Genomic DNA, 24,342 nt, shown 5'->3' on the forward strand with positions numbered 1-24,342 from the left:
GCGGCGGTGGCTACCCCCTGTGGGCTTCCAGCAGCCGCAGCCAGATCTCGCTGATCGTCGGGAACGCCGGGACCGCGTGCCACAGGCGCTCGATGGGGACCTCGCCCGCGACCGCGATGGTCGCCGCGTGCAGGAGCTCGGCCGCGCCCGGGCCGACGAAGGTGACGCCGAGCAGGATTTCGCGGTCCAGGTCCACCACCATGCGGGCCCGGCCGCGGTAGCCGTCGGCGTACAGGCCCGCTCCGGAGACCTTGCCGAGGTCGTGGTCCACGGCCCGGACCCGGTGGCCGGCGCGCTCCGCCTCCGCGAGGGTCAGGCCCACCGACGCGGCCTCCGGGTCGGTGAAGACGGCCTGCGGGAGGGCATCCGTATCGGCGGTCGCGGCGTGCGCGCCCCAACGGCCGTTGTCCAGCGGTGTGTTGCCCGCCGCCCGGGCGGCGATGACGGAGCCCGCGATGCGGGCCTGGTACTTCCCCTGGTGGGTGAGCAGCGCCCGGTGGTTGACGTCGCCGACCGCGTACAGCCAGTCGATCCCCGGAACCCGGCAGCTGTCGTCCACCGCGATCCACCCGCCCGGCGTGAGCCCGACCGTGTCCAGCCCGATGTCCTCGGTGCGCGGGGTACGCCCCGTCGCCATCAGCAGTTCGTCGCCCTCCAGCGTCTCGCCGCCTTCGAGCACCACGGTGACGGGCCCGGTCGAGCCGTCCCGTAGGACGGACTCGACGGCCACACCCGTACGGACCACCGCGCCCGCCTCGCGCAGTGCGTCGGCGACCAGTTCCCCGGCGAAGGGCTCCATGCGCGGCAGCAGCCCGGAGCCCCGTACGAGCAGGGTCACCCGGGAGCCGAGTGCCTGCCAGGCCGTGGCCATCTCCACGGCCACCACCGACCCGCCGACGATCAGCAGCCGCCCCGGCGGCGCCTGCGCGGACGTGGCCTCGCGGCTGGTCCACGGCCGGGCGTCCGCCATGCCGGGCAGGTCCGGGATCACGGCCCGGGTGCCGGTCGCGACGACGACCGCGTGCCGGGCGGAGAGCACGTGGTGCTCCCCCTCCGGGCTGGTGACGGCGACCTTGCGGACCCCGTACAGCCGCCCGTGGCCCCGGTACACGTGGGCGCCGACCGACTCCAGCCAGTCGATCTGGCCGTCGTCCTTCCAGTTCCCCGTCCAGTAGTCCCGGTGCGCGAACACCGCTTCCGCGTCCAGTGGACCGGCCACGGCCCCCGCGAGACCGGGCACCCGGCGCGCGTCGGCCCGCGCCAGCACCGGGCGCAGCAGCGCCTTGCTGGGGATGCAGGCCCAGTACGAGCACTCGCCGCCCACCAGCTCGCTCTCGACCAGCGCCGTGCTCAGCCCGGCGGCGCGGGTCCGGTCCACGACGTTCTCGCCGGCCGGGCCCCCGCCGAGGACCACTACGTCGTACTCCACCGCTTCGCTCATCGGGCCAGTCTCACCGCAGGGCGGGGGCCCGTCACGTAATCGCGCGCCCGGCGTGCCGGGATCAGGCGTCCGGCGTGCCGGGCTCCTCGGCCGCGGCACCGGCGGCGCCGCCCTGCTCGGCGGCGATCTTCGTGCGCACCTCGTCCATGTCGAGCGCCCGGGCCTGGGCGATGAGGTCCGTCAGCGCCGCCTCGGGCAGCGCGCCGGGCTGCGAGAAGATCGCGACCTGATCCCGGACGATCATGAGGGTCGGGATCGAGCTGATCTGGAAGGCGGCGGCGAGCTCCTGCTGCGCCTCGGTGTCCACCTTGGCGAAGAGCAGGTCGGGATTGGCCTCGGCAGCCTTCTCGTAGACCGGGGCGAACTGCAGGCAGGGACGGCACCAGCCCGCCCAGAAGTCGATCAGGACGAACGAGTTCTCGCTCACCGTCCGGTCGAAGTTCTCCTTGGTGAGTTCGACAGTAGCCACGGTTTTCCAGACCTCCAGAGTGCTGTGCTGCTTGTTTTCCCTGAACGAACGACCGGCTCGAAGCATTCCTGACCGCGGAGGATGCCCGCAATGCCCACAATGGGCCCATGACCCCCACCGGCCCCACGGGGCCCGTCTCCCCCGGCGACGCCACCGCTGCCGCCGCCCCCCACACCGTGGAGTTCCTCCGCCGGCTCTACCCCGGCGACGAGCCGGAGCGTGCGGCCTGGGGCGTCCGGATCGACGGTACGGACCTGCGCGCCCTCGTCGCCGAGGCCACCCGGGCCGGCTGGTCCCAGGAGTGGGACACCTCCGAGGAGCCCCCCGACGAGCGGGAGGAGCGGGAGGAGCGCCTCATGAGCCAGCACGCCCCCCTGGTCATGGAAGACGACGCACACGCGCGCCGCCACTTCCTCGGCGACCCCGACCCGGAGCGGCGCGAGCCGGAGACCGGGGCCATGGCCCTGCTGGGCTGCATCTGCGGAACGGACGCATGCTGGCCCATGATGGCCACCGTCACCGTGACGGCCGGCACGGTCACCTGGTCCGGCTTCCACCAGCCCTACCGCCCCGAGTGGGGAATCCTCGCCATGGGGCCGTACGCGTTCCCGCGCACGGCCTACGAACAGGCCCTGGCGGCTCCGCTCCGGCTCCCCGGGCGCGGGTTCCTCCACCTGTCCGACCACTACGGCTTCGACGACTGCGACTCCGGGGAGACCCCCTAGAAGGGATGCCCGCCCGGGGTGGCGCGGAGCGTGGTCCAGCGCAGCTCGGTGAAGGCGTCGAGGTTCGCCTCGCCGCCGAAGCGGGCGCCGGTGCCCGACGCGCCGACACCACCGAAGGGGGCCACCGCCTCGTCGTTCACCGTCTGGTCGTTGACGTGCGCGATCCCGACCGGGATCCGCCCCGCCAGGTCCAGCCCGCGCGCCGCGTCGCCGGTCACGATCCCGAGGGAGAGCCCGTAGGGGCCGGCGGAGGCCAGCTCCACGGCCTCGTCCTCCGTCGCGAAGGACCGTACGGGCGCCACCGGACCGAAGACCTCCTCCGCGTAGGCGGGGCTGTCGTCGCCGGCCCCCGCCAGCACCGTCGGCCGGTAGAAGAGCTCCTGGTGGGAGCCGCCCGTGACGAGTTTGGCGCCCTGCGCGGTGCTGGCCTCCACCAGGCCGTGGACCCGCTCCAGCTGGGACCGGTCGATGAGCGGCCCCAGGTGCACCCGCTCGCGGTACGGGTCCCCGACCGCGAGCTCCTCCGCGCGCGCGGCGAGCCGCTCCACGTACTCGTCGTAGAGCGAGGCGTGCACGAGGTGCCGCCCGGCCGTCATGCAGATCTGGCCCTGGTGGAAGAAGGAGCCCCAGGAGGCCTGCGCGACGGCCGCCGCCACGTCGGCGTCGCGGAGCACGACGAGGGCCGAGTTCCCACCCAACTCCAGGTGCGCGCGCTTGAGGTGACGGCCCGCCAGCTCCCCGACGGCCCGGCCGCTCTCGGTGGACCCGGTGAACGACACGACCCTGACCAGCGGGTCGGAGACCACCGCCGCGCCCGTCTGCGCACCGCCGGGCAGCACGTGCAGCAGTCCGCCGGGCAGGCCGGCCGCCGCGAAGACGACGGCGAGTGCGAGCCCGCCGCTGACGGCGGTGCGGCGGTCCGGCTTGAGGAGCACCGCGTTGCCGAGGGCGAGCGCGGGCGCGACCGAGCGGATCGAGAGGATCAGCGGCGCGTTGAACGGCGCCACCACGCCCACCACACCGACGGGTTCGCGGCGGGTGAAGGACAGCCGCGGCGCCTCGCTCGGCAGCACCTGCCCGGCCGGACGCGAGGCGAGGGCCGCGGCCTCGTAGCACTCCTGCGCGGCAACGTGCAGCTCGAAGTCGGCCTTGCCGGGGATCGACCCGGACTCCCGGACCAGCCAGTCCCGCAGCTCGTCGGCGTGGGCGGTGAACAGGTCCCCGGCCCGGCGCAGCACGGCCGCCCGCTCCAGGTGGGTGGCCCGCGCCCAGTCCCGCTGGGCCGCGTGGGCGCGTACGGCGACCTCCGCCACATCGGCCGGGGCGGCCAGGTCGATGGTCGCGAGGGTCTGGCCGGTGGCAGGTTCGAGGACCGGGGCGGTACCTCCGGTGAGGGTGGGTCCGTCCTGCCAGAGCGTCGGATCGAGGAGCGGCATGGCGCGAGGCCTCCGGATGCGGTGTGCGTGGCGGGGGGGCGGCAGCACGCGCCATCGTGCCACCCCACCGCACCGGAGGCATCAATTCTCTTTACTTACCGATCAGTTGCCACCCGACTCTGTCCGGAAACGATCGCCGCCCGGAGTCGGGCCGGCGTCGGGTCAGCGCTCCAGAACGAGCGCGATCCCCTGCCCCACACCGATGCAGAGGGCCGCGATCCCGGTACCGGACCCGGCCGCCGCGAGCTGGTGCGCCACCGAACCGGCCAGCCGGGCGCCCGAGGCGCCGAGCGGGTGCCCGATCGCGATGGCCCCGCCGTGCGGGTTGACCACGGCCGGATCCAGCTCGGGCCAGGAAGCCAGACATCCCAACGCCTGCGCCGCGAAAGCCTCGTTGAGTTCGAAGGCGGCGAGATCGGCGAAACCGCGGCCCGCCTTGGCGAGCGCGCGCTCGACGGCGTCCACCGGCCCCAGACCGAAGAGCTGGGGCTCGATCCCGGTGACGGCCGACGCGCTGATCCGGGCCAACGGCTCCCGCCCGGTGGCGGCGAGGCCCTCCTCGTCCGTCAACAGCAGTGCGGCGGCCCCGTCGTTGAGCGGCGAGGCGTTGCCCGCCGTGACCGTGCCGGTGCCGTCGGTCCGGAAGGCGGGCTTCAGGCGGGCGAGCGCCTCCGGGGAGGAACCCTCGCGGATGCACTCGTCGCGCACCAGGTCCACACCCGCGTACGGGACCACCTCGGCGTCGCACTGCCCTGCGGCCCAGGCGGCGGCCGCCTTGCGGTGGCTCTCCAGCGCGAAGGCGTCCTGCGCCTCGCGGGTGATGCCGTGCTTGTCGGCGACGAGCTCGGCGCCCTCACCGAGGGAACCGGTCCACTCCGCGGGCATCCGGGGGTTGGTCATCCGCCAGCCGAGCGTGGTGGACCACATCTGCTGGTGCCCGGCCGGGAAGGCGCGCTCCGGCTTCTGCACCACCCAGGGGGCCCGGCTCATGGACTCGACGCCCCCGGCGATGGCGACGGAGGCATCGCCGAGCGCGATGGCGCGGGCCGCCTGGACGACGGCTTCGAGCCCGGAGCCGCAGAGGCGGTTGACGGTGACCCCGGGCACGGTCACGGGGAGCCCGGCGAGCAGCACCGCCATGCGGGCCACGTCCCGGTTGTCCTCGCCCGCGCCGTTGGCGTCGCCGAAGACCACGTCATCGATGCGGGCCGGGTCCAGTGCGGGCGTACGGTCCACGAGCGCGCGCACCACGTGAGCGGCCAGGTCGTCGGGGCGGACGCCGGCGAGGGCGCCGCCGAACTTCCCGATCGGTGTGCGGACGGCGTCGACGACATAGACGTCGCGGACGGTACGGATGCTCATGGAGTCCCTCCGGAGCGAACGGGAGGCGGCGCGGCACACCGACACCGCTGTCCGGCCCGGCGCACGCTCCGCCCGCGCCCGGGTGGGGCGCGCCCGAAGTCTCCGTCGCCCCGACCCCCCTGTCAACGCCCCCCGGCTCCCCGCGGGGCCCCGACCTGCGCGCGGACCCCGCGCCTCACGCGCCGGCAGGGCCGAAAGCGCCGCGGAGCCACCGGCTCACGTCGAGTCCCGCGGCACCGCCACCGCCGCCATCAGGTCGTGTCTGCGTACCGCCGCCGCGGGCTCCCGCACCGCCTCGTCCACCAGCGCCGCCAACCGCTCGCCCGTCGGCATCTCGATCTGCACCGTGCTGAGCCTCGGCCGCAGCAACCGCCCGATCAGCAGATCGTCCGCACCCATGACGGCCACGTCCTCCGGCACCCGCAGGCCCACGTCCTGGAAGGCCCGCATCAGCAGCATCGCGTACTCGTCGTTGTACGCGAACGCCGCCTCCAGCCCCAGAGCCCCCCACCGCTGTGCCAGTTCCGCCGCCGACTCCTCCGAGTAGGCCATCCGCAGGGCCACGATCTCCGCCCCCGCCACGGACCGCGCACCCTCCAGACGGGGCGTGGAGAAGAGACCCAGCCCCTCCTCCTGCGGAACCACCACGCCGATCCGCCGCCGGCCCCGCTCCACCAGGTGCTCGGCCGCCCGCGCGCCGACCTCCGCCTGGTCCATGAGCAGCGCGTGGGCCCCGGGAACGGCTTGCGGCCCCATCGTCAGCACGGCGCGCGCCCCGGCCCGCTTGAGCGTGGCCACGTTGTGCGCGGACAGGGTGATCTCCCCGAGGGAGAGCACCGCGACGGGCCGCAGTTCGGCCCAGGCCCGCGCGGCCTCGTCACCGGTGAGGCCGAGGCTGCCGTACTGGACCACCGTGTAGTCCAGGCCGCGCAGCGCCCACTGCAACTCGTTGAGGAAGGTGCTGTACAGCGGGCCGATCGGCACGTGCGAGGTGGGCAGCAGCACGATGCGCGTGTGCCCGGCGCGCAGGCTGCGGGCGGCCGCGTGGGGGACGTAGCCGAGCTCCTCGGCGGCCTCGCGCACCTTGCGGCGGGTCGGCTCGCTGATGCGTACGGCCTCCGCGTTGTTCAGGACGTACGAGACCGTCGCGCGCGACACTCCGGCGAGACGGGCGACGTCCGCGCTGGTCGGGACGGGCGCCGGCGACGGGGACGGCGGCGTGGGGGGCTTCGGCGGTTTCGATGACTGAGACATTGCCGTGGCATCTTTCCAGACCGTTTGTGCCCAGGGGCTAGCGGATGGCCGGAAACCAATGCTACACAGTGGTTACACGATTCACTGACACGTGTAACCACGACGTCACCCCAGCTTCACCAAGGGTGTCTCCACATGTGCCCGTGCCGTGTCCGGTCGTGCCGCCGCCCTGCCGTGTTCCGTCGCACCCCCGCCGTCGCGACGGGGCGGCGCGCACTCCTCCCCACACCCCTCAGTGCGCACCCTTCCCTACCCCTCGCCCCTTCCCAAACTGCCCAGGAGGGCACCGTGGCCCTTTCCTCCCCCGGCACCGGCACCGCCGCCGCCACCACCGACGCCCCCGCCAACCGGCGCGGCCTGCTCCCCTTGCTGCTCGTCGGCAACGGAGCCATGTACGCCCTCTACATCGGCGTCGCCGGCGTACTCCTCGCCCTCCAGGTCGAAGACATCGACGCCGCGAACAAGGTCGCCAACTTCGGCCTGATCGCAGGGGTCTCCGCGATCTTCGCAACGGTCTTCAACCCGGTCGCGGGCGCCCTGTCCGACCGCAGCGGACGGCGCAACCCCTGGATCCTGGGCGGTGGACTCGCCGCGATACCGGCGATGTTCCTGCTCGGCGCCGCGGACACGATCCTCCTCATCACCATCGCCTGGTGCCTCGGCCAGGCCGTGATGAACATCTACCAGGCCGCCATCACCTCCGTGGTCCCCGACCGGGTGCCCATGAGCGCCCGCGGCAAGGCCTCCGCCGCCGTCGGCCTCGGCCTGCCGCTCGGCTCGACCGTCGGCGCCCTGATCGGCGCGGCCTTCTCGGACGACTACCGCACCGGCTACCTGGTCTTCGGCGCGATCGTCGCCGGCGCCGCCGTCCTGTTCACCACCTGCACCCGCGAGGAACGGCGCCCGACCAAGCCCTCCATGCCGGTCAAGGCGCAGCTCGCCGCCTTCGCGAGCGCCCTCAAGGACCACGACTTCCGCTGGGCGTTCATCGGGCGGGCCCTGCTGGTCCTCGGCTACTTCGCGGTGAGCGGCTACCAGCTGTACATCCTCCAGGACCACACCGTGCTGCCCGAGGGGATGAAGCCGGAGGCGGCGGTGGCCATCATGATGCCGCTGACGAGCGTGGCCATGGTCGTCTCCACCGTCCTCGGCGGCTGGCTCTCGGACAAGTACGACCGCCGCAAGCTCTTCGTCGGCGCCTCCGCCCTGCTGTCCGCCATCGCCCTGCTGATCCCGGCCCTGTCGACCAGCTGGACCGCCATGCTGGCCTTCGCCGTGATCAACGGCCTCGCGTTCGGCTGCTACATGGCCGTGGACACCGCGCTGGTGACGATGGTGCTCCCCAAGGCCGAGGACGCCGCCCGCGACATGGGCGTCCTCAACATCGCCAACGCCGGCCCGCAGATCATCGCCCCCTTCATCGCCTCGGTGATCGTGTCCGTGAGCGGCGGCTACACGGCCCTGTTCATCGCGGCCGCCGCCCTGGCCGTGGCCGGCGCCCTGGCCGTCAAGCCGATCCGCAGCGTCCGCTAACCACGACGCACCCCACCCGACCTCGCACCTCGCACCTCGCACCTCACTCCTCACTCCTCACTCCTCACTCCTCACTCCTCACTCCTCACTCCTCACCCTGACGCTGAAAGGCACCACCGTGCAGCTCCACACCCACACCTGGGGCGAAGGCGACCGCGTCGCCCTCCTGATCCACGGGATCATGGCCGACCACCGGACCTGGCGCCGGGTCGGCCCGGCCCTCGCCGAGCGCGGCTACCGCGCCATCGCCGTGGACCTGCGCGGCCACGGCGCCAGCGGCCGGGGCGAGTACAGCGCGGAGTCCTTCGCCGACGACGTGGTCGAAACCCTCCCGGCCGGCGCCGAACTCGCCATCGGCCACTCCCTGGGCGGCCTGACCCTCGCGAAGGCCGTCGACCGTCTGAAGCCGCAGCGCGCCGTCTTCTCCGACCCGGCCTGGCACCTGGCGGAACTCGGCGAAGGTTTCGGCCCCGAGATGTTCGCCCAGTTCAAGTCGGCGCCCAAAGAACAGATCCAGGCCATGAACCCCCGTTGGGACGAGGCCGACGTGGACATCGAACTGGCCACCCTGGCCGTCTGGGACGAGGCGACCGCCCTGAGCCTGGCCCCTCTGGCGGGTACGGACCTGCTGCCGGCCGCACCGGTGGTCCCGTCCCTCGTACAACTGGCGGACCCGAGCTTCCTGATCTCGCCGGAGCGCGCGACGATCCTCAAGGAACGCGGCTTCGAGGTCCGCTCGGTCACCGGCGCCGGCCACACCATCCACCGCGACGACTTCGACGGCTTCATGGCATCGCTGGAGGGCTGGATCTAACCGCACCACCCAGCCCACGCACTCTCCCTCGGCCGAACTCTCCTTCAGCCGAGGGGGTTTCGCCCATGGAGTCCCGGCCGAAACCCGCGGGCACGGCGGGCACGGCTCTGCGCGCCGTCTTCTCCGGGCTGGACGACGCGACCTCCTACCGGGTCTCGGTGACGGCGAAGAACGCCGTCGGCAGCGGCCCGGTGTCCCGTTCCGCACTCGCCCAGAGCGTCGCCGTGGCCGGCGGAGCCGTCCTCGACGTGCAGGACGCCCCCCTCATCGGGACTTCGTGGCGCTGGGAATCCTGTTCTTCAGCTGGAAGAAGGACAACGGTGCGTACAACCACGCGGCAGTCGTGACCGGCAACAACCAAGGCGTCGTCCGTATTGCCCAGCACGGTTTCAACGACCGCGACACGCTCGCGGCGATCATGGCTCGGAACCGGACCGGCCCCAACCCGATCGTCGAGGTCGGCGCGCTTCGGCCGATGTCTCGATGAGGCCGGGAGCGGCCTTGCGGGCCGTGGCGTCCTCCGTGACGGCCTTCGGCCTGCTGACGGCCTGCTCCGAAGACCGCCGAGAACTGGATCGCGGCATTCGGCAAGGGGGCCCGGGGCAAGGTGACCGCGGAGTTCTACGACGAGGGCTCGCTCCGGCAGGAGGTCGTGCTCTATCTGCACGAGACCGGGCAGATCAAGCAGATCCAGGTCCGGGCCATCAGTGTGGACGGCAAGGACGTCTGGCGCGTGACCATGGACGAGCCCGCCCCCGAGGAGGCCACCGTCGTGCACCCATGGGTGCCGAAGAAGCCCGGCGAACTCGGTTCGAAGACCGTGCGCTGAGCTGATCCGGACGCGTCCTGACAAGGGGCGTCGCCTGCGCGGGAAACCGTGTGGGCGGCGCCCCTTCGTGGCATGGTCCGCGCCCACACCGTCACCCGGCGGCTGCCGCCTCAGGCAGTGCGACAGGGGCGTCAAGACCCAGTAATCTCCCGTAAATGACGGCACTTTCACACCACAGCAACGGCCACGTAGAGCAGCCCGGCCGCGACGGGGTCACCGCGACCGCCGAGGCCGATCCGCATGCCATCGGGCCGGTGCAGACCTCGTACGCCCCCGATCGCGACGGGGATCCCGACCCCGGCGAGATCGTGTGGACCTGGGTTCCGTACGAGGAGAACGACGGGCGCGGCAAGGACCGGCCGGTCCTGGTCGTGGCCCGGGAAGAGCGCGGCACGCTCCTGGCCGTGCAGTTGTCCAGCAAGCGGCACGACCACGACCGGGAGTGGGTCCCCATCGGGACCGGACCGTGGGACAACGCGGGACGGGAGTCCTGGGTGGACGTGGACCGGGTGCTGCGCGTCCACGAGGACGGCATGCGGCGGGAGGCGTGCGCGCTGGACCTGGGCCGGTTCCAGCTCGTCGTGGACCGACTCCGCGAGCGGTACGGCTGGCGCTAGCCCCAGGACCGGGGCCGAGCCAGGCCTGGCGCAACTCCCCGCCCCCGCCCCTACAACGTCCCCGGCAGCCGGTCCGCCAGCAAGGCCAGGCCCCGCCTCAGGCGGCGGAAGTACGTGGCGCGGCTGATGTGGACCTCGCGGGCCGCCTGGTGGTGGGTGCGGGGCCGGCCGCTGAGGTAGTAGGCGCGCAGGATGGCGCCCGCCTCGGCGTCGGCGGGGGCGTCGGCCAGCGCCAGTTCCAGTACGGCGTTGTCCAGCCAGCCGCGCAGTGCCTGCGCCGTGGGCAGTCCCGGGCGGGCCAGCAGCGGGCTGCGGGCCAGGGCGCGCGGGTCGCGGATGCGAGCCAGCGCCCAGGCGACGGCCCCCGGAACGTCAACCGCCCCCGACTCCCCCTCCAGCCGCCGCGCAGGGCCCCCGCCCGGGCCGAGGGTCCGCATCCAGCCCGGTAGCCCGGCGGGGTTGAAGTCGTGGCTGTAGACCTCGGGCCGGCGCCCGCAGCGGTAGACGTCGTCGCGGATGCCGCCGTGCGGGCGGAAGCTCAGCGCGCGCAGCAGCGTCTGGTAGTCGGGGCTGGCCGTGGACACCACCAGGTGCCCGGCGATCACCGCCTGGCCCAGGATGTCCCGCAGGATCTGCGCGTGGGCGACCGGGTCCGCCGCGTACGCGGCTCCGAGGAACAGCCCGCCGGAGTGCTCGCGGGCGCCGTCCAGGAGGCCGGTGGCGTGCTGCTGGAGGAGGGGTTCGATGCCGGCCTGCGTGCCCTGCGCGACGGGCAGCAGCGCGGCCAGTCCCACGGGCCGCCCGTCCCGGTCGCGGGCCAGCCGGAAGGCCGCGGGGCCGGCCGCGTCCAGCCACTGGCCGGTGATCCGCTCGCAGCGCCGTACGTCGAACCCCCCGCGCACCGCCCACCCGCGCATCAGCCGGCCGATGTCCGCGGTCTCCCCGGCGCGGGCGGGTCCGATCGCGGCGGGCCCGATCGCGGCGGATTCCTCGGCGGGCGGGAACAGCGAGCCGCGCAGGGTCGGGTCGCCGGACAGGAACAGGCCCTGTTCCACCAGCCGGGCGCGCTCCTGCGGGTCGCGGCGTTCGGTCAGCAGGGCCCGCCGGTAGTCGGCGGCGCGGGCGCGGAGCCCTTCGTGGTGCTGCGGGCGCCGCCACTGGTAGGCGAGTTCGAACAGGGTGCGGAAGGGTTCGCGGACCGCCAGCCCGAGCCGCTCCCTGCGGACGAGGCTCAGCCCGGCCAGCGCCGAGAACAGGTCCGGGCCGCCGCTCAGCAGCCGCTCGTCCCCGGCCCGTACGGTCGCCAGCAGCCGCAGCGCGTGCCGTCTGCGCCCGCTCCCGGGGGCGGCTGCCGGGCGTTCGCGGTCGAGCCGGAGCAGCACCTCCTCGGTCATCGCGTCGGCGACGGCCCCGGGGGCGTCGGCCGGGGTGCCCGCGAGGAGCGCCCGGGCGGCCAGCCGGGCCAGCAGCGGGTTCCCGCCGGCCAGCCGGACCGCCAGGGCCACCGCCTCGGGGTCCTCGACGCCGTACGCACGGACCTGGGCCTCGACGGCCCCCGCCCCTACGGGCCCGAGGGTCAGGGCGGTCAGGGCGGTCAGGGGCCGCTCCGCCCATTCGGCGACGGCGGCGGCGACGGCCCGCAGGGGGAACCGGCCGACCAGCAGCACCGGCCTGCGGGGGCCTCCGCCCGTCCCTGCCGGGGGGTCTTCGAGGGCGGCGGCGACGGCTTCGGCCTGCTCGGGCGCGTCCACGCTGTCGACGAGCAGCAGTCCCCCGCCGGACCCGGCCGCCAGCGCGGCGCGGACCCGGGAGCCCGCCTCCCCGGCTCCCAGCCCGGCCAGGTCGACGGCGTCCGCGACGGGCAGCCGCCGGGCCAGCCGGGACTTGCCACTGCCGAGCATCCCGCCGAGATGGACGGGCGGTCCCGCTTCCAGGGCGGCCCGCAGCGCCGCGAGCTCCTCGGTTCTCTCCACGCTCCCGGGACGATACCGATCCGGCGTCCTGCCTGATCAGCAGGCAACCGGCCGTTCTCTGGCCGGAGTTGACACCACGGTGAGACTGTCCGGCCGCGCCGCGCGGCTACTGTCGAGCCGACCGCGGGCCCGGCGGCACCTCCCCTCTCCTTCCTCTTCTCCCGAAAGGAGCCACGCGTGAAGCTGGCTCGATGCCTGTCGGCCGCTGCCGCCGCTCTGTTCACCGTCACGGCGCTGTTCGCCTCCCCGGCGGGCGCCACCCCGGCTGCCACCCCGGTCGCGGCTGCCGCCTCCGCCCCCGCCGCCGCCTCGGCGGCCCTGGCCCCGACCGCCCCCAAGTACTTCACCGGCATCGGCTACGGCCCGTACAACATCGCCGTCGAAGGCGCCTGGAGCAGTGCCTACGGCCAGGCCGTGGGCGAGGGCTACGAGACGTTCCGCTGTTCCAAGAGCAACGGTCCGCGGGCGATACCGATCGGCGGCGACGGGTACTACCAGGTCCTCGTGGAGATCTACTGCAACCCGGCACCGCCCGCCGGATCCGGCCAGATCGTCGGCGTGCACTCCGGCAAGTGCCTGGACGTCAAGGCCGCGGGCACCAAGGACGGCACGCCGATCCAGATCTACCAGTGCAACGGCACGGACGCGCAGGCCTGGAAGCTGGAGAGCGACGGCACGGTCCGCGCGCTCGGCCGGTGCATGGACGTCCAGTTCGCCAAGACCGAGAACGGCTCGCTGATCGGGCTCAACTCCTGCCACCAGGGCCTGAACCAGAAGTGGGAGGCGATCCCGGGCGGTCTGCTGCGCAGCGTCCACTCGGGCAAGTGCCTCGACGCCCTGGGCTGGGCCACCGCCAACGGCGCGCGGGTAGGGCTGTGGGACTGCATGCCCACGGCCACCAACCAGCAGTGGCGGGGCAGCGCGCTCGGCACCTGATCCGGCCGGGAGCCGGGGCCGGGGGCAGGTGCTCCCGGTCCCCAGCCCCCAGCCCCCCGCTCCGACATGTGCCCTCCCCGCCCCCTTGCGACAATGGGTCCATGACCGGCACAGGGCCCCAGGGCCCGGGGCGCTACGGCGAGCGGGTCTTCCGCCCCGAGGCCGGCGGCGAGGGGGACCGGATCGACCTCGGCTCCCTCACCTACGACGCGACGACCATGTCCCGGCTTCGCCGGCTGGGCGTGGGCCCGGGCTGGACCTGCCTGGACCTCGGAGCGGGCACCGGGACGGTGGCGCGCGGACTGCTGGAGGAGGCGGGGGTCGCGGAGGTCGTCGCAGTGGACCGGGACGTACGTTTCCTCGCCGCGCACCCCGTGCCGGGGCTGACCCCCCTGCAGGCGGACATCACCGCGGACGGATTCTCCCCCGAGCTCTTCCCGGACCTCTCCCCTGGCCTCTCGCCTGCCCTCTCCCCGGGCCGCTTCCGCCTGGTGCACGCCCGCTTCCTCCTCATGCACCTGCCCGACCGGCCGCGGTTGGTCGCCCGGTTCGCCGAGCTGCTCGCCCCCGGCGGGGTCCTGGTGATCAGCGACGCCGTGGACCTGACGACGGACTCCGCGCCCCTCACGCCGTACACCGCCGCGATGCGGGCCATGTGGCGCGGGCTGCGCGACAGCATCGGGACGGACGTGTCGCAGGTGGTCCACCACCCCGAGCTGCTGGAGGCGGCGGGGCTGGAATCGGTGGCGGCCGAGATCCACGTACCGCCGCTGCTGCCGGGCAGCGCGATCAGCCGGTTCTGGGCGGACACCTGGGACCGTGCCCGGGCGGACATGCTGGCGACGGGGCTTCTCGACGAGGACGGGCTCGACGAGGCCCTGCGGCTGCTGGAATCCCCCGGGTACGCCGGGCTGTCGCCCGGCATGCTCACGGCCTGGGGCTGGAAACCCGGAGCACCCGGAGCACCCGGAGCACCCGGAGCACCGTAAGCGCGGCTCCCCGTAGGCCTGCTCCATCCGGGTGTTGTACGGTCCCTCCCGACATCGGAACATGATCGGAAGGCTGGTGCCGTGCGTCGTCCCTCGCGTGCGCCACGGTCGATGAGTGAGGCGGTCGTCCATGGCTGACCATGACCTGTCGGGTTTCGAGCGCGAGGCGTTCACCCACGAGGGCAGCACGCGGCCCGTCCTGCGCCGCGGCAGCGGGCCCGCGGTGATCGTGCTCGCGGAGATCCCCGGGATCACCCCGAAGGTGCTGGAGTTCGCCGAGCGGGTGGCCGCACTGGGCTGCACCGCCGTGCTCCCGGTGCTGTTCGGCACGCCCGGCCACGATCCCCACCCCCAGGCCCACGGCCTGCTGCGGGGAGCGCTGTACACCGCGTCCAGCCTGTGGAACGTGTGCGTGAGCCGGGAGTTCACCGTCCTGGCCACCGGCCGGAGTTCGCCCGTCGTGGACTGGCTGCGCGCGCTGTCCGCGGACGAGCACAAGCGCTGCGGCGGCCCGGGCGTGGGCGCCGTCGGCATGTGCCTGACCGGCGGCTTCGCCCTCGCCATGGCCGTCGACGAGCACCTCCTCGCGCCCGTCCTGTCGCAGCCGTCCCTCCCCCTGGGCATCACACCCCGCCGGCGGGACGGCATCGACATCTCCCCCGAGGACCTCGCCACCGTCCGGGGCCGCTGCGAGCGCGAGGGCCTGCAGGTGCTGGGGCTGCGCTTCAAGAGCGACCGGATCACGCCCGGCGCCCGCTTCGCCTTCCTGCGCCGCGAGCTCGGTGACGCCTTCGTCGCCGTCGAGCTGGAGGACGAGGACGCCAACCCCGACGCCGTGCTGCCGCCGCACTCCGTCCTCACCGAGCACCTCGTCGACCGGCCCGGGCAGCCCACCCGCGCGGCGCTGGACCAGGTGCTCGACCTCTTGCGGACCCGCCTGCTCCCGGACGCGACCTAGCCCGAGCCCCGCCCCTACGGCTACCCCGCCCCCGCCAGCACCCGCTCGAACGTCTCCCGCGTCTCCGGCTTCCGGTCGAGCACACCGAACACCACCCGTTCGAACACACCGGCGAACCGTCCCGCCAGCAGCGCGCGGAAGGCCTCCGCCACCTGGGCCGGGTCGTTCATGAAGACCCCGCACCCCCAGGCCCCCAGCACCAGCCCCCGGTACCCGTGCAGCGCCGCCACCTCCAGCACCAGCTCCGCGCGGCGCGCGAGGGCGGCGGGGATCTCCGGCACGCGGTCCGGCTCCTGGCGGCGGATGGTGCCCGCGTTCGGGGCCGGTGAGGTGAGGAATCCGGCCCGGAAGGGGGTGTCCAGCAGGTCCCCCCGGTCGTCGCGGAAGACGGGCACCCCGGGCGAGTGAATCACCCGGTCGGTGTAGAAGGTGCTGACCTCGGCACGGTGGATCTCGTAGTACTCCGGGGCCTCCAGGAGGGTCTCGTACAACGCCGAGGCGCGGCAGAGGGCCTCCTCCTGAGCCTTGGCGCCGCGGACGTAGCCGCCCCCGGGATTCCGGGCCGAAGCGAAGTTCAGGACGGCCACGGAAGCCGTTCCGGGGCGCTCCCCGAGTTCGCCGGCGAGCCTGCGGGCGGCGACCGTGCTGCTCTCGCCGGTGACCTCGACGGCGGTCCGGTGGGCGTTCCGCCTGTCCGGCTCGCCTGGAATGACCCGGTTTGGGCCATATATTCTGGTTCCTGCCTTGGCCTCCGCCACGGCGGCGGCAAGAGAGACCTGCCGTCCCGACCGCGTCCGGTACCCGCCGGCCGCCACGATCTCCGCATTCTCCCGCGCGATCTCGCGCAATCTGCCGCTCATGCGGTGATCTTCGGCGCTCCGGCACGGCGCCGCAATGGATTTCAGCCCCAGAGGTTTGTGCCCCAAAGGACGGGTAGGCACGGGTGATGTCACAGCTGACGACAGGAGACGAGGGCCCCGTCATGCCCCAGGACTCACTCACCCGACTGACCGAAGCCACCGCCGAGGAGCTGATCCACGGCATCTGCTTCAAGACCGGCCCGCCCCGCCTGCTGGGCGCGGAGCTCGAATGGCTGGTGTTCGACGTCGAGCAGCCCGGCCTGCCCGTGTCCCACGACCGCCTGGCCGCCGCGCACGCCGCGGCCCGCGCCCTTCCCCTCGGTTCCGGCGTCACCGTCGAGCCCGGCGGCCAGCTGGAACTCAGCTCGGCCCCCGCCTCCTCCCTGACCGGCTGCATCGACGGCCTCCAAGCCGATCTGACCGCCGTCCGGAGCGCCCTGCGCTCCCAGGGGCTGGAGCTGCGCGGACTCGGTCAGGATCCCCGCCGGCCGCTGCGGCGGATGCTGGCCAGCCCGCGGTACGACGCCATGGAGACCTACTTCGACCGCACCGGGCCCGCCGGGCGCGCCATGATGCGCGCCTCGGCCTCCGTGCAGGTCTGCGTGGACGCCGGTCACGAGGAGCCCGGCCCGCTGGGCCACGGCAGGCGCTGGCGCCTCGCCCACCTCCTCGGTGCGGTGCTGGTCGCCGCCTTCGCCAACTCCCCTGCGCACGAAGGCCCGTACGCCGGCTGGCGGTGTGCGCGCCAGGGGGTCTGGAGCGACCTCGACACCCGGCGCTCCCTCGCCCCGCCGCTGGAGGCGGAGCCGCGCGGTGCGTGGACCCGGCAGGCGCTGGACACCGAGGTGATGTGCGTACGGACGGACGAGGAGGGCGCGCCCTGGGCGGTACCGCGCGGGCTGACCTTCCGCGACTGGCTGCGCTCCGACGGCGACCACCGCGGCCACGGCGCTCACCGGCCGCCGACCGCCGCCGATCTGGACTACCACCTGACCACCCTCTTCCCGCCGGTACGGCCCCGGGGCCATCTGGAGCTGCGGATGATCGACGCCCAGCCCGGCGAGGACGGCTGGCTGGTCCCGGTGGCCGTCGTGCACGCGCTGTTCGACGACCCGGAGGCCGCGGAGACCGCGTACCGGGTGGCGAAGGGGCTGGCCGACTCCTACGGCGCCCAGCCCGCGCCGCGCAACCCGCTGTGGCGCTCCGCCGCCCGAAACGCGCTGTCCGATCCGGAGCTGCGGTCCGCGGCCCGCGCCTGCTTCCGGGCCGCGGTCTCGGCGCTGCCCCGGCTGGGCGCCGACGGCCACGTCATCGACACGGTCGGCGAGTTCACCGAGCGCTACGTGTCCCGCGGCCGCTGCCCGGCCGACGACCGGACCGAACCGGCGCAGCAGCAGCCGCAGCCGCACGCGCAGGCCCCGGCCCGCCCGCACCCGCGAACCCGACCGCAGCCGGCCGGCGAGGAGGCACGCTCATGACCACCGAACCGGAGCTCCTGCGCGAGCGGGCCGCCGCCGCCCTGACCGCGGCGCGCGTCCGCACGGCCGGACTCACCGATGCCGTCAGCGAGGCGGAACTGACCGCCCAGCACTCCCCCTTGATGTCCCCGCTGGTCTGGGACCTCGCACACATCGGGAACATGGAGGAGCTCTGGCTGCTGCGCAACGTCGCAGGCCGCGAGTCCATGCACCCCGAGATAGACCCGCTCTACGACGCGTTCGAGCATCCCCGTGCCGAGCGGCCGAAGTTGCCGCTGTTGAGCCCGGACGAGGCCCGCCGGTACGCCGCCGAGGTGCGCGGCCGGGTCTTCGACCTCCTCGACCGCACACCCCTGGAGGGCACGGCCCTGCTGGACGGCGGCTACGTCTTCGGGATGATCGCCCAGCACGAACAGCAGCACGACGAGACGATGCTGATCACCCATCAGCTGAGGCAGGGAGCGCCGGTGCTGACGGCGCCCGACCCGGATCCTCCGCAGGGACCGCCGCCGACGGCGACCGAAGTGCTCATACCCGGGGGCCCGTTCACGATGGGCACCTCCGCGGAGCCCTGGTCGCTGGACAACGAGCGGCCCGCGCACCGGCGGGAGGTCGAGGCGTTCTGGATCGACACCGTTCCGGTGACCAATGCCGCCTACCAGGAGTTCATGGCGGACGGCGGGTACCACGAGGAGCGGTGGTGGGAGGCGCCCGGCTGGTCGGAGATCCGCCGGCACGGGATCGAGGCCCCGCTGTTCTGGCACCGCGAGGACGGCACCTGGCTGCGCCGCCGCTTCGGGGTCACCGAGCCGGTGCCCGGGGACGAGCCGGTGCTGCACGTGAGCTGGTACGAGGCCGACGCGTACGCCCGCTGGGCGGGGCGGCGGCTGCCCACCGAGGCGGAGTGGGAGAAGGCCGCCCGCCACGATCCGGCGGCCGGACGCTCCACCCGCTACCCGTGGGGCGACGCGGACCCCACGCCCGCGCACGCCAATCTCGGCCAGCGCCACCTGCGCCCGGCCCGAGCGGGCGCCTATCCGGCCGGGGCCTCCCCGCTCGGGGTGCGCCAGCTCATCGGCGACGTGTGGGAGTGGACGGCTTCGGACTTCCTGCCCTACCCCGGCTTCCGGGCGTTCCCCTACCGCGAGTACTCGGAGGTGTTCTTCGGCCCCGAGCACAAGGTGCTGCGCGGCGGTTCCTTCGCCGTGGACGCCGTGGCCTGCCGGGGCACCTTCCGCAACTGGGACCTGCCGGTGCGCCGGCAGATCTTCTCGGGGTTCCGGACCGCGCGCGGCGCCGTGCCTGCGGGCTCCGCCACCGGGCAGGCCTGATGTGCCGTCACCTCGCCTATCTCGGGGAGCCCGTGAGCCTCGGCCGGGTGCTGAGCGATCCCGAGCATTCACTGGTCCGCCAGTCGTGGGAGCCGCGCCGCCAGCGGTCCGGCACGGTCAACGCCGACGGTTTCGGCGTCGGCTGGTACGCGGAGGAGGACCCGGTGCCCGCCCGCTACCGCCGGGCCGGGCCGATCTGGGGCGACCTGACCTTCAGCGACCTCGCCCGGGTGGTCCGCAGCGGGGCCGTACTGGCCGCCGTACGGGACGCCACGCGTCCGGGGGCGGACGGGGAGGCGGCGGCCGCGCCGTTCGCGGAGGGGCACTGGCTGTTCAGCCACAACGGCTCGCTGCGGGACTGGCCGGACGCCGCGGCCCCCGTCGCGGCGCGCCTGCCGCCCCAGGAGCTGCTGTCGCTGGCCGCCCGGACGGATTCGGCGCTGATCTGGGCGCTGGTCCTGCACCGGCTGCGGGCGGACCCGGACCTCGGTGCGGCGCTGGCCGGGACGGTACGGGAGCTGGCCGAGGCCGCGCCCGGATCCCGGCTGAACCTGCTGCTCACCGACGGCCGGGCCATCGCGGCGACGGCCTGGGGGGATTCCCTGTGGTACCTGGCCGACACGGCGGCGCAGCGCACGGTGGTGGCCTCGGAGCCCTACGACGACGATGCGCGCTGGTGCGAGGTCCCGGACGGGACCCTGCTGACCGCCACCCGCACCCGGATCGACCTCGTCTCCCTGAAGGAGCCCCCCACCGGCCCATCACCCTCACGGCACGCGCACCACTCACTCCACGCACCGCACGCACCGCAGCAAGGAGACGAAGGCAAGTGAACGACTTCCAGCTGACCCGCACCCTCGACGAGCACGCCGCCGAGACGGCGCTGCGTACGGATGTGCACGACGGGCTGACCCGGTCCCCCAAATCGCTGCCGCCCAAGTGGTTCTACGACGCCCGGGGCAGTGAACTCTTCGAGGAGATCACCCGGTTGCCCGAGTACTACCCGACGCGCGCCGAGCGGGAGATCCTGCTCGAACGGGCCCGGGAGATCGCCTCGGTGAGCGGGGCCCGCACCTTGGTGGAGCTCGGTTCCGGCTCCTCGGAGAAGACCCGGCACCTGATCGAGGCGCTGCCCGCGCTGGACACGTACATACCGGTGGACGTGAGCGAGAGCGCGCTGACGGGGGCGGCGAAGATCCTGCTGGAGGAGCATCCGGGGCTGCGCGTCCACGCGTTGCTGGCCGACTTCACGCGCGCACTGCGGTTGCCGGACTCCCCCGGACCCCGGCTGGTGGTGTTCCTGGGCGGCACGATCGGGAACCTGCTGCCGGCGGAGCGGGCGGTGTTCCTGGCGGACGTACGGGCGATGCTGTCACCCGGGGACGCGCTGCTGATGGGGACGGACCTGGTGAAGGACCCGGCCGTCCTGGTGTCGGCGTACGACGATGCGCAGGGCGTGACCGCCGCGTTCAACGGGAACGTGCTGTCCGTGGTGAACCGGGAGCTGGGCGCGGATTTCCACACCGCCGACTTCGCGCACGTGGCGGTGTGGAACCAGGAGCACGAGTGGATCGAGATGCGGCTGCGGGCCCGCAGGCAGGTGGTGGTGAAGGTCCGGGCGCTGGATCTGGAGGTGCCCTTCGAGGCGGGCGAGGAGATCCTGACGGAGATCTCGGCGAAGTTCCGTCAGGACGGGGTCCGTAAGGAACTCGCATCCGCCGGACTTGAGTTGACCCACTGGTGGACGGACGCCGCGGGCCGCTTCGCCCTGTCACTGTCGGTGGCGGACGGCATCGGCACCGACGGCTGGGAGGGCACTCCGGGCAGCAGCGGCGCCGCCGGTCGCGACACGGGTACCGGTTCGGCGAGCACGGCGGCCTGAGCCGCGGCCGCGAGGTCCCGCCGGTGCGCGTACCGGCCCGGCGGGATCCGCGGCAGCAGCCGCACCTCGGCGCGCACCCCACGGGCCCGCGCGATCCGCCACAGCGAGGCGGTCAGCGGGTCGTCCCCGACGAATGCGGGCGCCCCGGCCGGCCCCCCGTCGTCGAGCAGGTAGCTGATCCGTACGGGCTGTACGGGCACCCGCGCATCCAGCGCGGCCTGGAACGCGGCCCGGCGGAAGGGGCCTTGGGCCCGCCCGCACCAGGTGGAGCCCTCGGGGTAGACCGTGACGCGGTCACCGTCGAGCAGGGCCCGGGTGAGGAGGCCGACGGTGGCGGGCAGGGTGCGGAGCCGGTCGCGTTCGATGTAGAGGGTGCCGGCCTGCCGGGAGAGCGGTCCGAGGACCGGCCAGCTGCGGATGTCGCTCTTGGCCAGCATCCGGGAGGGCATGACGGCGGCGACGAGCGGGATGTCCAGCCAGGAGATGTGGTTGGCGACGATCAGCCGGCCACGGCCGGGGCCGGGTGTCCCGTGCACGGTGATCCGCAGGCCGAAGGCGCCCAGCAGGGCGGTCGCCCAGGCCCGTACCAGCACGTGCCGGACCCGCTCCGGCAGCAGCCGCAGCGGCGGGGCGCCCAGGATCCCGAGCAGGACCAGGGCGATGGCCGCGGCGAGCCGCAGGACCGCGCGCGGCACGCTCGCGGTGCGCCCCTCGTGGCCGGCGCAGTCCGCGGGGGTACAGGGCGAGGTGGGGAGCCAGGCGCTCATGCGGACGGGGCGAGCGACAGGAAGTGCTTGAGGTAGCGGGGGTTGGTGCGCCGCAGGGAGAGCAGGACGTACAGGTCGGCGCAGCCGAACTCGGCGTCCAGGGCGGGCTCGCCGCAGACCCAGGCGCCCAGGCGCAGGTAGCCGCGCAGCAGCGGGGGCAGTTCCATCCGGCCGGGGACCTCGATGCCTTCGGGGCTCCAGGGGAGGTGCGGGGTGACCCGGTACTCGACGGGTGCGAGGCTGCGGGCGAGGACGTTCTCCCGGGTGGCGGCGGCCAGCACCCCGCCGTCGGAGAGCGGTATGGAGCAGCAGCCGGCGAGCCAGTTGTGTCCGGAGCCGTCCATGTAGCGGGCGAGGCCGGCCCAGATGAGGGCGATGACGGCGCCGTTGCGGTGGTCGGGGTGGACGCAGGAGCGGCCCACCTCGACGAGGTCGGGGCGGATGGGGGCGAGGGCGGAGAGGTCGAACTCGCCCTCCGAGTAGAGGCGTCCGGCCACGGCGGCGCGTTCGGGGGGCAGCAGCCGGTAGGTGCCGACGACCTGCTCGGTCTCCTCGTCCACGACGAGGAGGTGGTCGCAGTAGGCGTCGAAGGGGTCGCAGTCCAGGCCCGGCTCCGGGCCGTCGAGACGGGCGCCGAGCTCGCCGGCGAAGACCTGGTGGCGCAGCCGCTGCGCGGCGCGCACCTCGTCCTCGTTGCGGGCGAGGCGGACGGCGTAGTGGGGTGCGGGGGCGTCCGCCGCGCGCCGGGCGGGCGCCGGGGCGGGCGTCGGGGCGGGGAGGAGGGCGGGGGACACGGCGGACGGGGACAGGGGGGCGATGGTCATGACGGCTCCTGGTCCGGCACGGGAAGCCAGGCCGGCAGGTGTGTGGCCTGGCTTCTTTACTTCTTCCGTGACCGGCTGGATTCGACATGGCCGCTTCGCGGCCCTCGGATGTGCGGACGCTGAACTTGGCGGGCGTCCCCTCCCGTGCCCTCACCCGCGCGCGCACCCATCAGGGTCAGCGGTCGGAGCTGAGGACCTTGCTGATGGTGTCGGAGGCCGCCTTCGCCGCCGTCTCGGGGTCCTGGCCGGTGAGCACGGCCGTCATGAACGGCTTGATCGGGTTCTTGGCCTCCACCTCGGCCCAGCGGGGGGACTGCGGGGTGGCGCGGCCCTGGGCCGCGCCGGGGGCCATCGCGGTGGCGCCGTCGTTGCCCTCGACCACGTGCGCGAGGGTGGTCTTGTTGGGTACGTAGCTCATCGTGCGGGCGAGTTCGGTCTGCCACTTCTCGCTGACCAGGGCCGTGATCACGTCGACGGCCTGCTTACGCTGCTTCGTCTTCTCGGGGATGATCAGGTCCGAGCCGCCGGTGAAGACGGAGCCCACCTTGTCGGCGGTCTTGCCGGGGATCGGGAAGAAGCCGAGCTTGCCCCTGAGCTCCGGGTTCGCGGCCTCGATGGCGGCGGCCTGGCCGGGCGGGGCGATGATCTGGGCGATCCCGCCGCGGGCGAAGACGTCGGACTGCGGGGGCGTCTCCTCGTCGGCGTCCTTGGGGCCGTCACCGAGGGCCTGGAGCTGCTTGTAGAACTCCATTCCGGCCATGGCCTTCGGCTCGTCGAGGGTGCCGAGCCACTGGCCGCTGCTCTCGACGGCGAGCTCGCCGCCCTCGTCCCAGACGAACCCGGCGAGGACGTACCAGTTCTGCCCGGCGAGGTAGATGCCCTGCTGGGTGCCCTTGTCGAGCTTCTGCGTGGCCTGGATCCATTCCTGGCGGGTCTTGATCGGCGCCTTGACCCCGGCGGCCGTGAAGAGGTCCTTGTTGTAGATCACCACGCGGTTGGCGGCGTACCACGGGACGCCGAACTGGGCTCCGCGGACCTTACCCGGTTCGGAGAGGCCCTTCAGCCAGTCCTTGCCGTCCCACTCGCGCAGGGCTTCCAGGGTGAGTTCGGAGACGCCGCCGCCCTCCACGTACTGGGCGACCTGGGTGTTGCCGACCTCGATGACGTCGGCGCTCTCCTGGCTCTCGCCGGACAGGACGGCGTTGACCTTGTCGCCGATGCCCTTCCACTCCTGGATCTTCACTTCGAGGTCCACACCCGGGTGTTCCTTCTCGAAGCTGTTCGTGAACTGACCTATGAAGTCCTCGGAGGCGCTGCCCTTCATCAGCCAGAGCGTCACCTTCTGCGTACCTCCGCCCGACCCGGCGAGGCTGCAGCCGGTGAGAGCGGTCGCGGCCGCGAGAGCGGTGGACACGGCAAGGAAGCGCATCTTCACGAAGGTCACCTTCTGGGGGGATGGATCGCAGATGGCTTGAAATTGGCATAGACCAATGGGTGGGTCAAGGGGGTATCGCTATGGATTGTTCACGCAAAGTTCGCGGACCCGGACTTACTGGGGCACCGTAGAACAAGGCAACAGCCACCCAGTGTCGGGAGACCCCCATGTCCAATCACACGTACCGGGTGACCGAGATCGTGGGCACGTCCCACGAGGGCATCGACCAGGCCATCCGCAACGGCATCGCGCGCGCGGGCGAAACGCTCCACAACCTTGATTGGCTCGAAGTCGTTCAGATCAGAGGGCACATCGAGAACGGCGAGATCGCGCACTACCAAGTGGGGATCAAGGTCGGTTTCCGCCTCGACGGCGAGGCCTGAGGCCTGAGGGCCCGGGGCCCCGGCCCCTCGGGGCTTTCCGGGGCCC

At 73.4% G+C, this 24,342-nt stretch carries 23 protein-coding genes and 1 pseudogene; 14 read left to right on the forward strand and 10 right to left on the reverse strand.

The window, feature by feature from the left end; translation table 11 throughout:
• Positions 1–10: 10 nt before the first annotated feature.
• Together OG898_RS32665 and OG898_RS32670 are read right to left on the reverse strand one after the other, a co-directional pair.
• Entirely contained in the window at positions 11–1,441 is a 1,431-nt protein-coding gene (locus tag OG898_RS32665) for an NAD(P)/FAD-dependent oxidoreductase (protein ID WP_266961861.1), read from the reverse strand.
• Between the two features lie 61 nt (positions 1,442–1,502).
• Positions 1,503–1,976 (reverse strand): thioredoxin family protein, encoded by a 474-nt coding sequence (locus tag OG898_RS32670; RefSeq protein ID WP_323182865.1) that lies wholly within the window; start codon positions 1,974–1,976, stop codon positions 1,503–1,505.
• 41 nt (positions 1,977–2,017) lie between these two features.
• Between OG898_RS32670 and OG898_RS32675 the strand changes: the two genes are divergently transcribed.
• On the forward strand, positions 2,018–2,635 hold the full coding sequence (locus tag OG898_RS32675; protein ID WP_266961863.1) for a hypothetical protein: 618 nt from the start codon (positions 2,018–2,020) through the stop codon (positions 2,633–2,635).
• On the opposite strand, the gene OG898_RS32680 is transcribed toward OG898_RS32675, so the two are convergent.
• The 3 genes from OG898_RS32680 to OG898_RS32690 form a co-directional block, all read right to left on the reverse strand.
• Positions 2,632–4,071, reverse strand: a complete 1,440-nt coding sequence (locus OG898_RS32680; RefSeq protein ID WP_266961865.1) for an aldehyde dehydrogenase family protein — start codon at positions 4,069–4,071, stop codon at positions 2,632–2,634. The two genes, OG898_RS32675 and OG898_RS32680, sit on opposite strands and share 4 nt — an antisense overlap.
• 162 nt (positions 4,072–4,233) lie before the next feature.
• Positions 4,234–5,433 (reverse strand): thiolase family protein, encoded by a 1,200-nt coding sequence (locus OG898_RS32685; protein WP_266961867.1) that lies wholly within the window; start codon positions 5,431–5,433, stop codon positions 4,234–4,236.
• 216 nt (positions 5,434–5,649) lie between these two features.
• Positions 5,650–6,687: a LacI family DNA-binding transcriptional regulator gene (locus tag OG898_RS32690; RefSeq protein ID WP_266961868.1), complete on the reverse strand. Its 1,038-nt coding sequence runs from the start codon at positions 6,685–6,687 to the stop codon at positions 5,650–5,652.
• Positions 6,688–6,975: 288 nt separating this feature from the next.
• Here OG898_RS32690 and OG898_RS32695 point away from each other — a divergent pair, with 288 nt between their 5' ends.
• The 5 genes from OG898_RS32695 (at position 6,976) to OG898_RS32715 (ending at position 10,480) form a co-directional block, all read left to right on the forward strand.
• Positions 6,976–8,220 carry an MFS transporter gene (locus tag OG898_RS32695; RefSeq protein ID WP_266961869.1) on the forward strand — a complete coding sequence of 415 codons (1,245 nt, stop codon included), beginning with the start codon at positions 6,976–6,978 and terminating at the stop codon, positions 8,218–8,220.
• Positions 8,221–8,338: 118 nt separating this feature from the next.
• Complete coding sequence (locus OG898_RS32700) at positions 8,339–9,034, forward strand: alpha/beta fold hydrolase (protein ID WP_266961870.1); 696 nt, start codon at positions 8,339–8,341, stop codon at positions 9,032–9,034.
• A gap of 277 nt (positions 9,035–9,311) precedes the next feature.
• Positions 9,312–9,521, forward strand: coding sequence for a hypothetical protein (locus tag OG898_RS32705; protein ID WP_266961872.1), 210 nt, complete (start codon positions 9,312–9,314; stop codon positions 9,519–9,521).
• Positions 9,522–9,641: 120 nt separating this feature from the next.
• The gene (locus OG898_RS32710; RefSeq protein WP_266961874.1) at positions 9,642–9,863 is read left to right on the forward strand and encodes a hypothetical protein; all 222 of its coding nucleotides are present in this window, start codon (positions 9,642–9,644) and stop codon (positions 9,861–9,863) included.
• Positions 9,864–10,018: 155 nt separating this feature from the next.
• A complete protein-coding gene (locus tag OG898_RS32715; protein ID WP_266961876.1) occupies positions 10,019–10,480 on the forward strand; it encodes a type II toxin-antitoxin system PemK/MazF family toxin in 462 nt (153 codons plus the stop codon).
• Between the two features lie 50 nt (positions 10,481–10,530).
• On the opposite strand, the gene OG898_RS32720 is transcribed toward OG898_RS32715, so the two are convergent.
• On the reverse strand, positions 10,531–12,453 hold the full coding sequence (locus OG898_RS32720) for a hypothetical protein (RefSeq protein ID WP_266961878.1): 1,923 nt from the start codon (positions 12,451–12,453) through the stop codon (positions 10,531–10,533).
• Positions 12,454–12,630: 177 nt separating this feature from the next.
• Between OG898_RS32720 and OG898_RS32725 the strand changes: the two genes are divergently transcribed.
• The 3 genes from OG898_RS32725 (at position 12,631) to OG898_RS32735 (ending at position 15,336) form a co-directional block, all read left to right on the forward strand.
• Complete coding sequence (locus tag OG898_RS32725; protein ID WP_266961880.1) at positions 12,631–13,389, forward strand: RICIN domain-containing protein; 759 nt, start codon at positions 12,631–12,633, stop codon at positions 13,387–13,389.
• Positions 13,390–13,490: 101 nt separating this feature from the next.
• Positions 13,491–14,378, forward strand: a complete 888-nt coding sequence (locus tag OG898_RS32730) for a trans-aconitate 2-methyltransferase (RefSeq protein WP_266961882.1) — start codon at positions 13,491–13,493, stop codon at positions 14,376–14,378.
• A 130-nt stretch (positions 14,379–14,508) separates the two neighbouring features.
• Positions 14,509–15,336, forward strand: coding sequence for a dienelactone hydrolase family protein (locus OG898_RS32735; protein ID WP_266961884.1), 828 nt, complete (start codon positions 14,509–14,511; stop codon positions 15,334–15,336).
• 20 nt (positions 15,337–15,356) lie between these two features.
• Here OG898_RS32735 and OG898_RS32740 read toward each other — a convergent pair whose 3' ends face one another.
• Positions 15,357–16,196 carry a TIGR02452 family protein gene (locus OG898_RS32740; protein WP_266961886.1) on the reverse strand — a complete coding sequence of 280 codons (840 nt, stop codon included), beginning with the start codon at positions 16,194–16,196 and terminating at the stop codon, positions 15,357–15,359.
• Positions 16,197–16,318: 122 nt separating this feature from the next.
• On the opposite strand from OG898_RS32740, the gene egtA reads away from it, so the two are divergent.
• From egtA to egtD, 4 genes are read left to right on the forward strand one after another with little or no spacing between them, the layout of a single operon-like run.
• Entirely contained in the window at positions 16,319–17,674 is a 1,356-nt protein-coding gene (egtA, locus tag OG898_RS32745; RefSeq protein ID WP_266961888.1) for an ergothioneine biosynthesis glutamate--cysteine ligase EgtA, read from the forward strand.
• Complete coding sequence (gene egtB, locus OG898_RS32750) at positions 17,671–19,005, forward strand: ergothioneine biosynthesis protein EgtB (RefSeq protein ID WP_266961890.1); 1,335 nt, start codon at positions 17,671–17,673, stop codon at positions 19,003–19,005. The genes egtA and egtB overlap by 4 nt, the downstream gene beginning before the upstream one ends.
• Positions 19,005–19,838 (forward strand): ergothioneine biosynthesis protein EgtC, encoded by an 834-nt coding sequence (gene egtC / locus OG898_RS32755; protein WP_266961892.1) that lies wholly within the window; start codon positions 19,005–19,007, stop codon positions 19,836–19,838. Before egtB ends, egtC begins: the two co-directional genes overlap by 1 nt.
• A complete protein-coding gene (gene egtD, locus OG898_RS32760; protein ID WP_266961894.1) occupies positions 19,835–20,887 on the forward strand; it encodes an L-histidine N(alpha)-methyltransferase in 1,053 nt (350 codons plus the stop codon). Before egtC ends, egtD begins: the two co-directional genes overlap by 4 nt.
• Positions 20,888–21,072: 185 nt before the next feature.
• Here the strand turns inward: egtD and OG898_RS32765 are convergent.
• The 3 genes and pseudogenes from OG898_RS32765 to OG898_RS32775 form a co-directional block, all read right to left on the reverse strand.
• A pseudogene (locus tag OG898_RS32765) lies at positions 21,073–21,654 on the reverse strand (lysophospholipid acyltransferase family protein); the annotation flags it as partial.
• A complete protein-coding gene (locus tag OG898_RS32770; protein ID WP_250741841.1) occupies positions 21,651–22,478 on the reverse strand; it encodes a GNAT family N-acetyltransferase in 828 nt (275 codons plus the stop codon). The gene OG898_RS32770 and the pseudogene OG898_RS32765, both read right to left, overlap by 4 nt.
• A gap of 175 nt (positions 22,479–22,653) precedes the next feature.
• Positions 22,654–23,913 carry an extracellular solute-binding protein gene (locus OG898_RS32775; RefSeq protein ID WP_250741842.1) on the reverse strand — a complete coding sequence of 420 codons (1,260 nt, stop codon included), beginning with the start codon at positions 23,911–23,913 and terminating at the stop codon, positions 22,654–22,656.
• A gap of 167 nt (positions 23,914–24,080) precedes the next feature.
• On the opposite strand from OG898_RS32775, the gene OG898_RS32780 reads away from it, so the two are divergent.
• Positions 24,081–24,296 (forward strand): dodecin, encoded by a 216-nt coding sequence (locus OG898_RS32780; RefSeq protein WP_243341332.1) that lies wholly within the window; start codon positions 24,081–24,083, stop codon positions 24,294–24,296.
• Positions 24,297–24,342: the final 46 nt, after the last annotated feature.

The organism is Streptomyces sp. NBC_00193 (genome assembly GCF_026342735.1).
Classification (GTDB): domain Bacteria; phylum Actinomycetota; class Actinomycetes; order Streptomycetales; family Streptomycetaceae; genus Streptomyces; species Streptomyces stoeckheimensis.

What these genes read in the sequence shown, in the direction of transcription:
- OG898_RS32680 (WP_266961865.1), bottom strand. Translation starts at nt 4,071, where the DNA reads ATGCCGCTCCTCGATCCGACGCTCTGGCAGGACGGACCCACCCTCACC.
- egtC (WP_266961892.1), top strand. Translation starts at nt 19,005, where the DNA reads ATGTGCCGTCACCTCGCCTATCTCGGGGAGCCCGTGAGCCTCGGCCGG.
- OG898_RS32675 (WP_266961863.1), top strand. Translation starts at nt 2,018, where the DNA reads ATGACCCCCACCGGCCCCACGGGGCCCGTCTCCCCCGGCGACGCCACC.
- OG898_RS32685 (WP_266961867.1), bottom strand. Translation starts at nt 5,433, where the DNA reads ATGAGCATCCGTACCGTCCGCGACGTCTATGTCGTCGACGCCGTCCGC.
- OG898_RS32670 (WP_323182865.1), bottom strand. Translation starts at nt 1,976, where the DNA reads ATGCTTCGAGCCGGTCGTTCGTTCAGGGAAAACAAGCAGCACAGCACT.
- OG898_RS32715 (WP_266961876.1), top strand. Translation starts at nt 10,019, where the DNA reads ATGACGGCACTTTCACACCACAGCAACGGCCACGTAGAGCAGCCCGGC.
- OG898_RS32665 (WP_266961861.1), bottom strand. Translation starts at nt 1,441, where the DNA reads ATGAGCGAAGCGGTGGAGTACGACGTAGTGGTCCTCGGCGGGGGCCCG.
- OG898_RS32690 (WP_266961868.1), bottom strand. Translation starts at nt 6,687, where the DNA reads ATGTCTCAGTCATCGAAACCGCCGAAGCCCCCCACGCCGCCGTCCCCG.
- OG898_RS32740 (WP_266961886.1), bottom strand. Translation starts at nt 16,196, where the DNA reads ATGAGCGGCAGATTGCGCGAGATCGCGCGGGAGAATGCGGAGATCGTG.
- OG898_RS32780 (WP_243341332.1), top strand. Translation starts at nt 24,081, where the DNA reads ATGTCCAATCACACGTACCGGGTGACCGAGATCGTGGGCACGTCCCAC.
- OG898_RS32730 (WP_266961882.1), top strand. Translation starts at nt 13,491, where the DNA reads ATGACCGGCACAGGGCCCCAGGGCCCGGGGCGCTACGGCGAGCGGGTC.
- OG898_RS32770 (WP_250741841.1), bottom strand. Translation starts at nt 22,478, where the DNA reads ATGACCATCGCCCCCCTGTCCCCGTCCGCCGTGTCCCCCGCCCTCCTC.
- egtA (WP_266961888.1), top strand. Translation starts at nt 16,319, where the DNA reads ATGCCCCAGGACTCACTCACCCGACTGACCGAAGCCACCGCCGAGGAG.
- egtB (WP_266961890.1), top strand. Translation starts at nt 17,671, where the DNA reads ATGACCACCGAACCGGAGCTCCTGCGCGAGCGGGCCGCCGCCGCCCTG.
- OG898_RS32735 (WP_266961884.1), top strand. Translation starts at nt 14,509, where the DNA reads ATGGCTGACCATGACCTGTCGGGTTTCGAGCGCGAGGCGTTCACCCAC.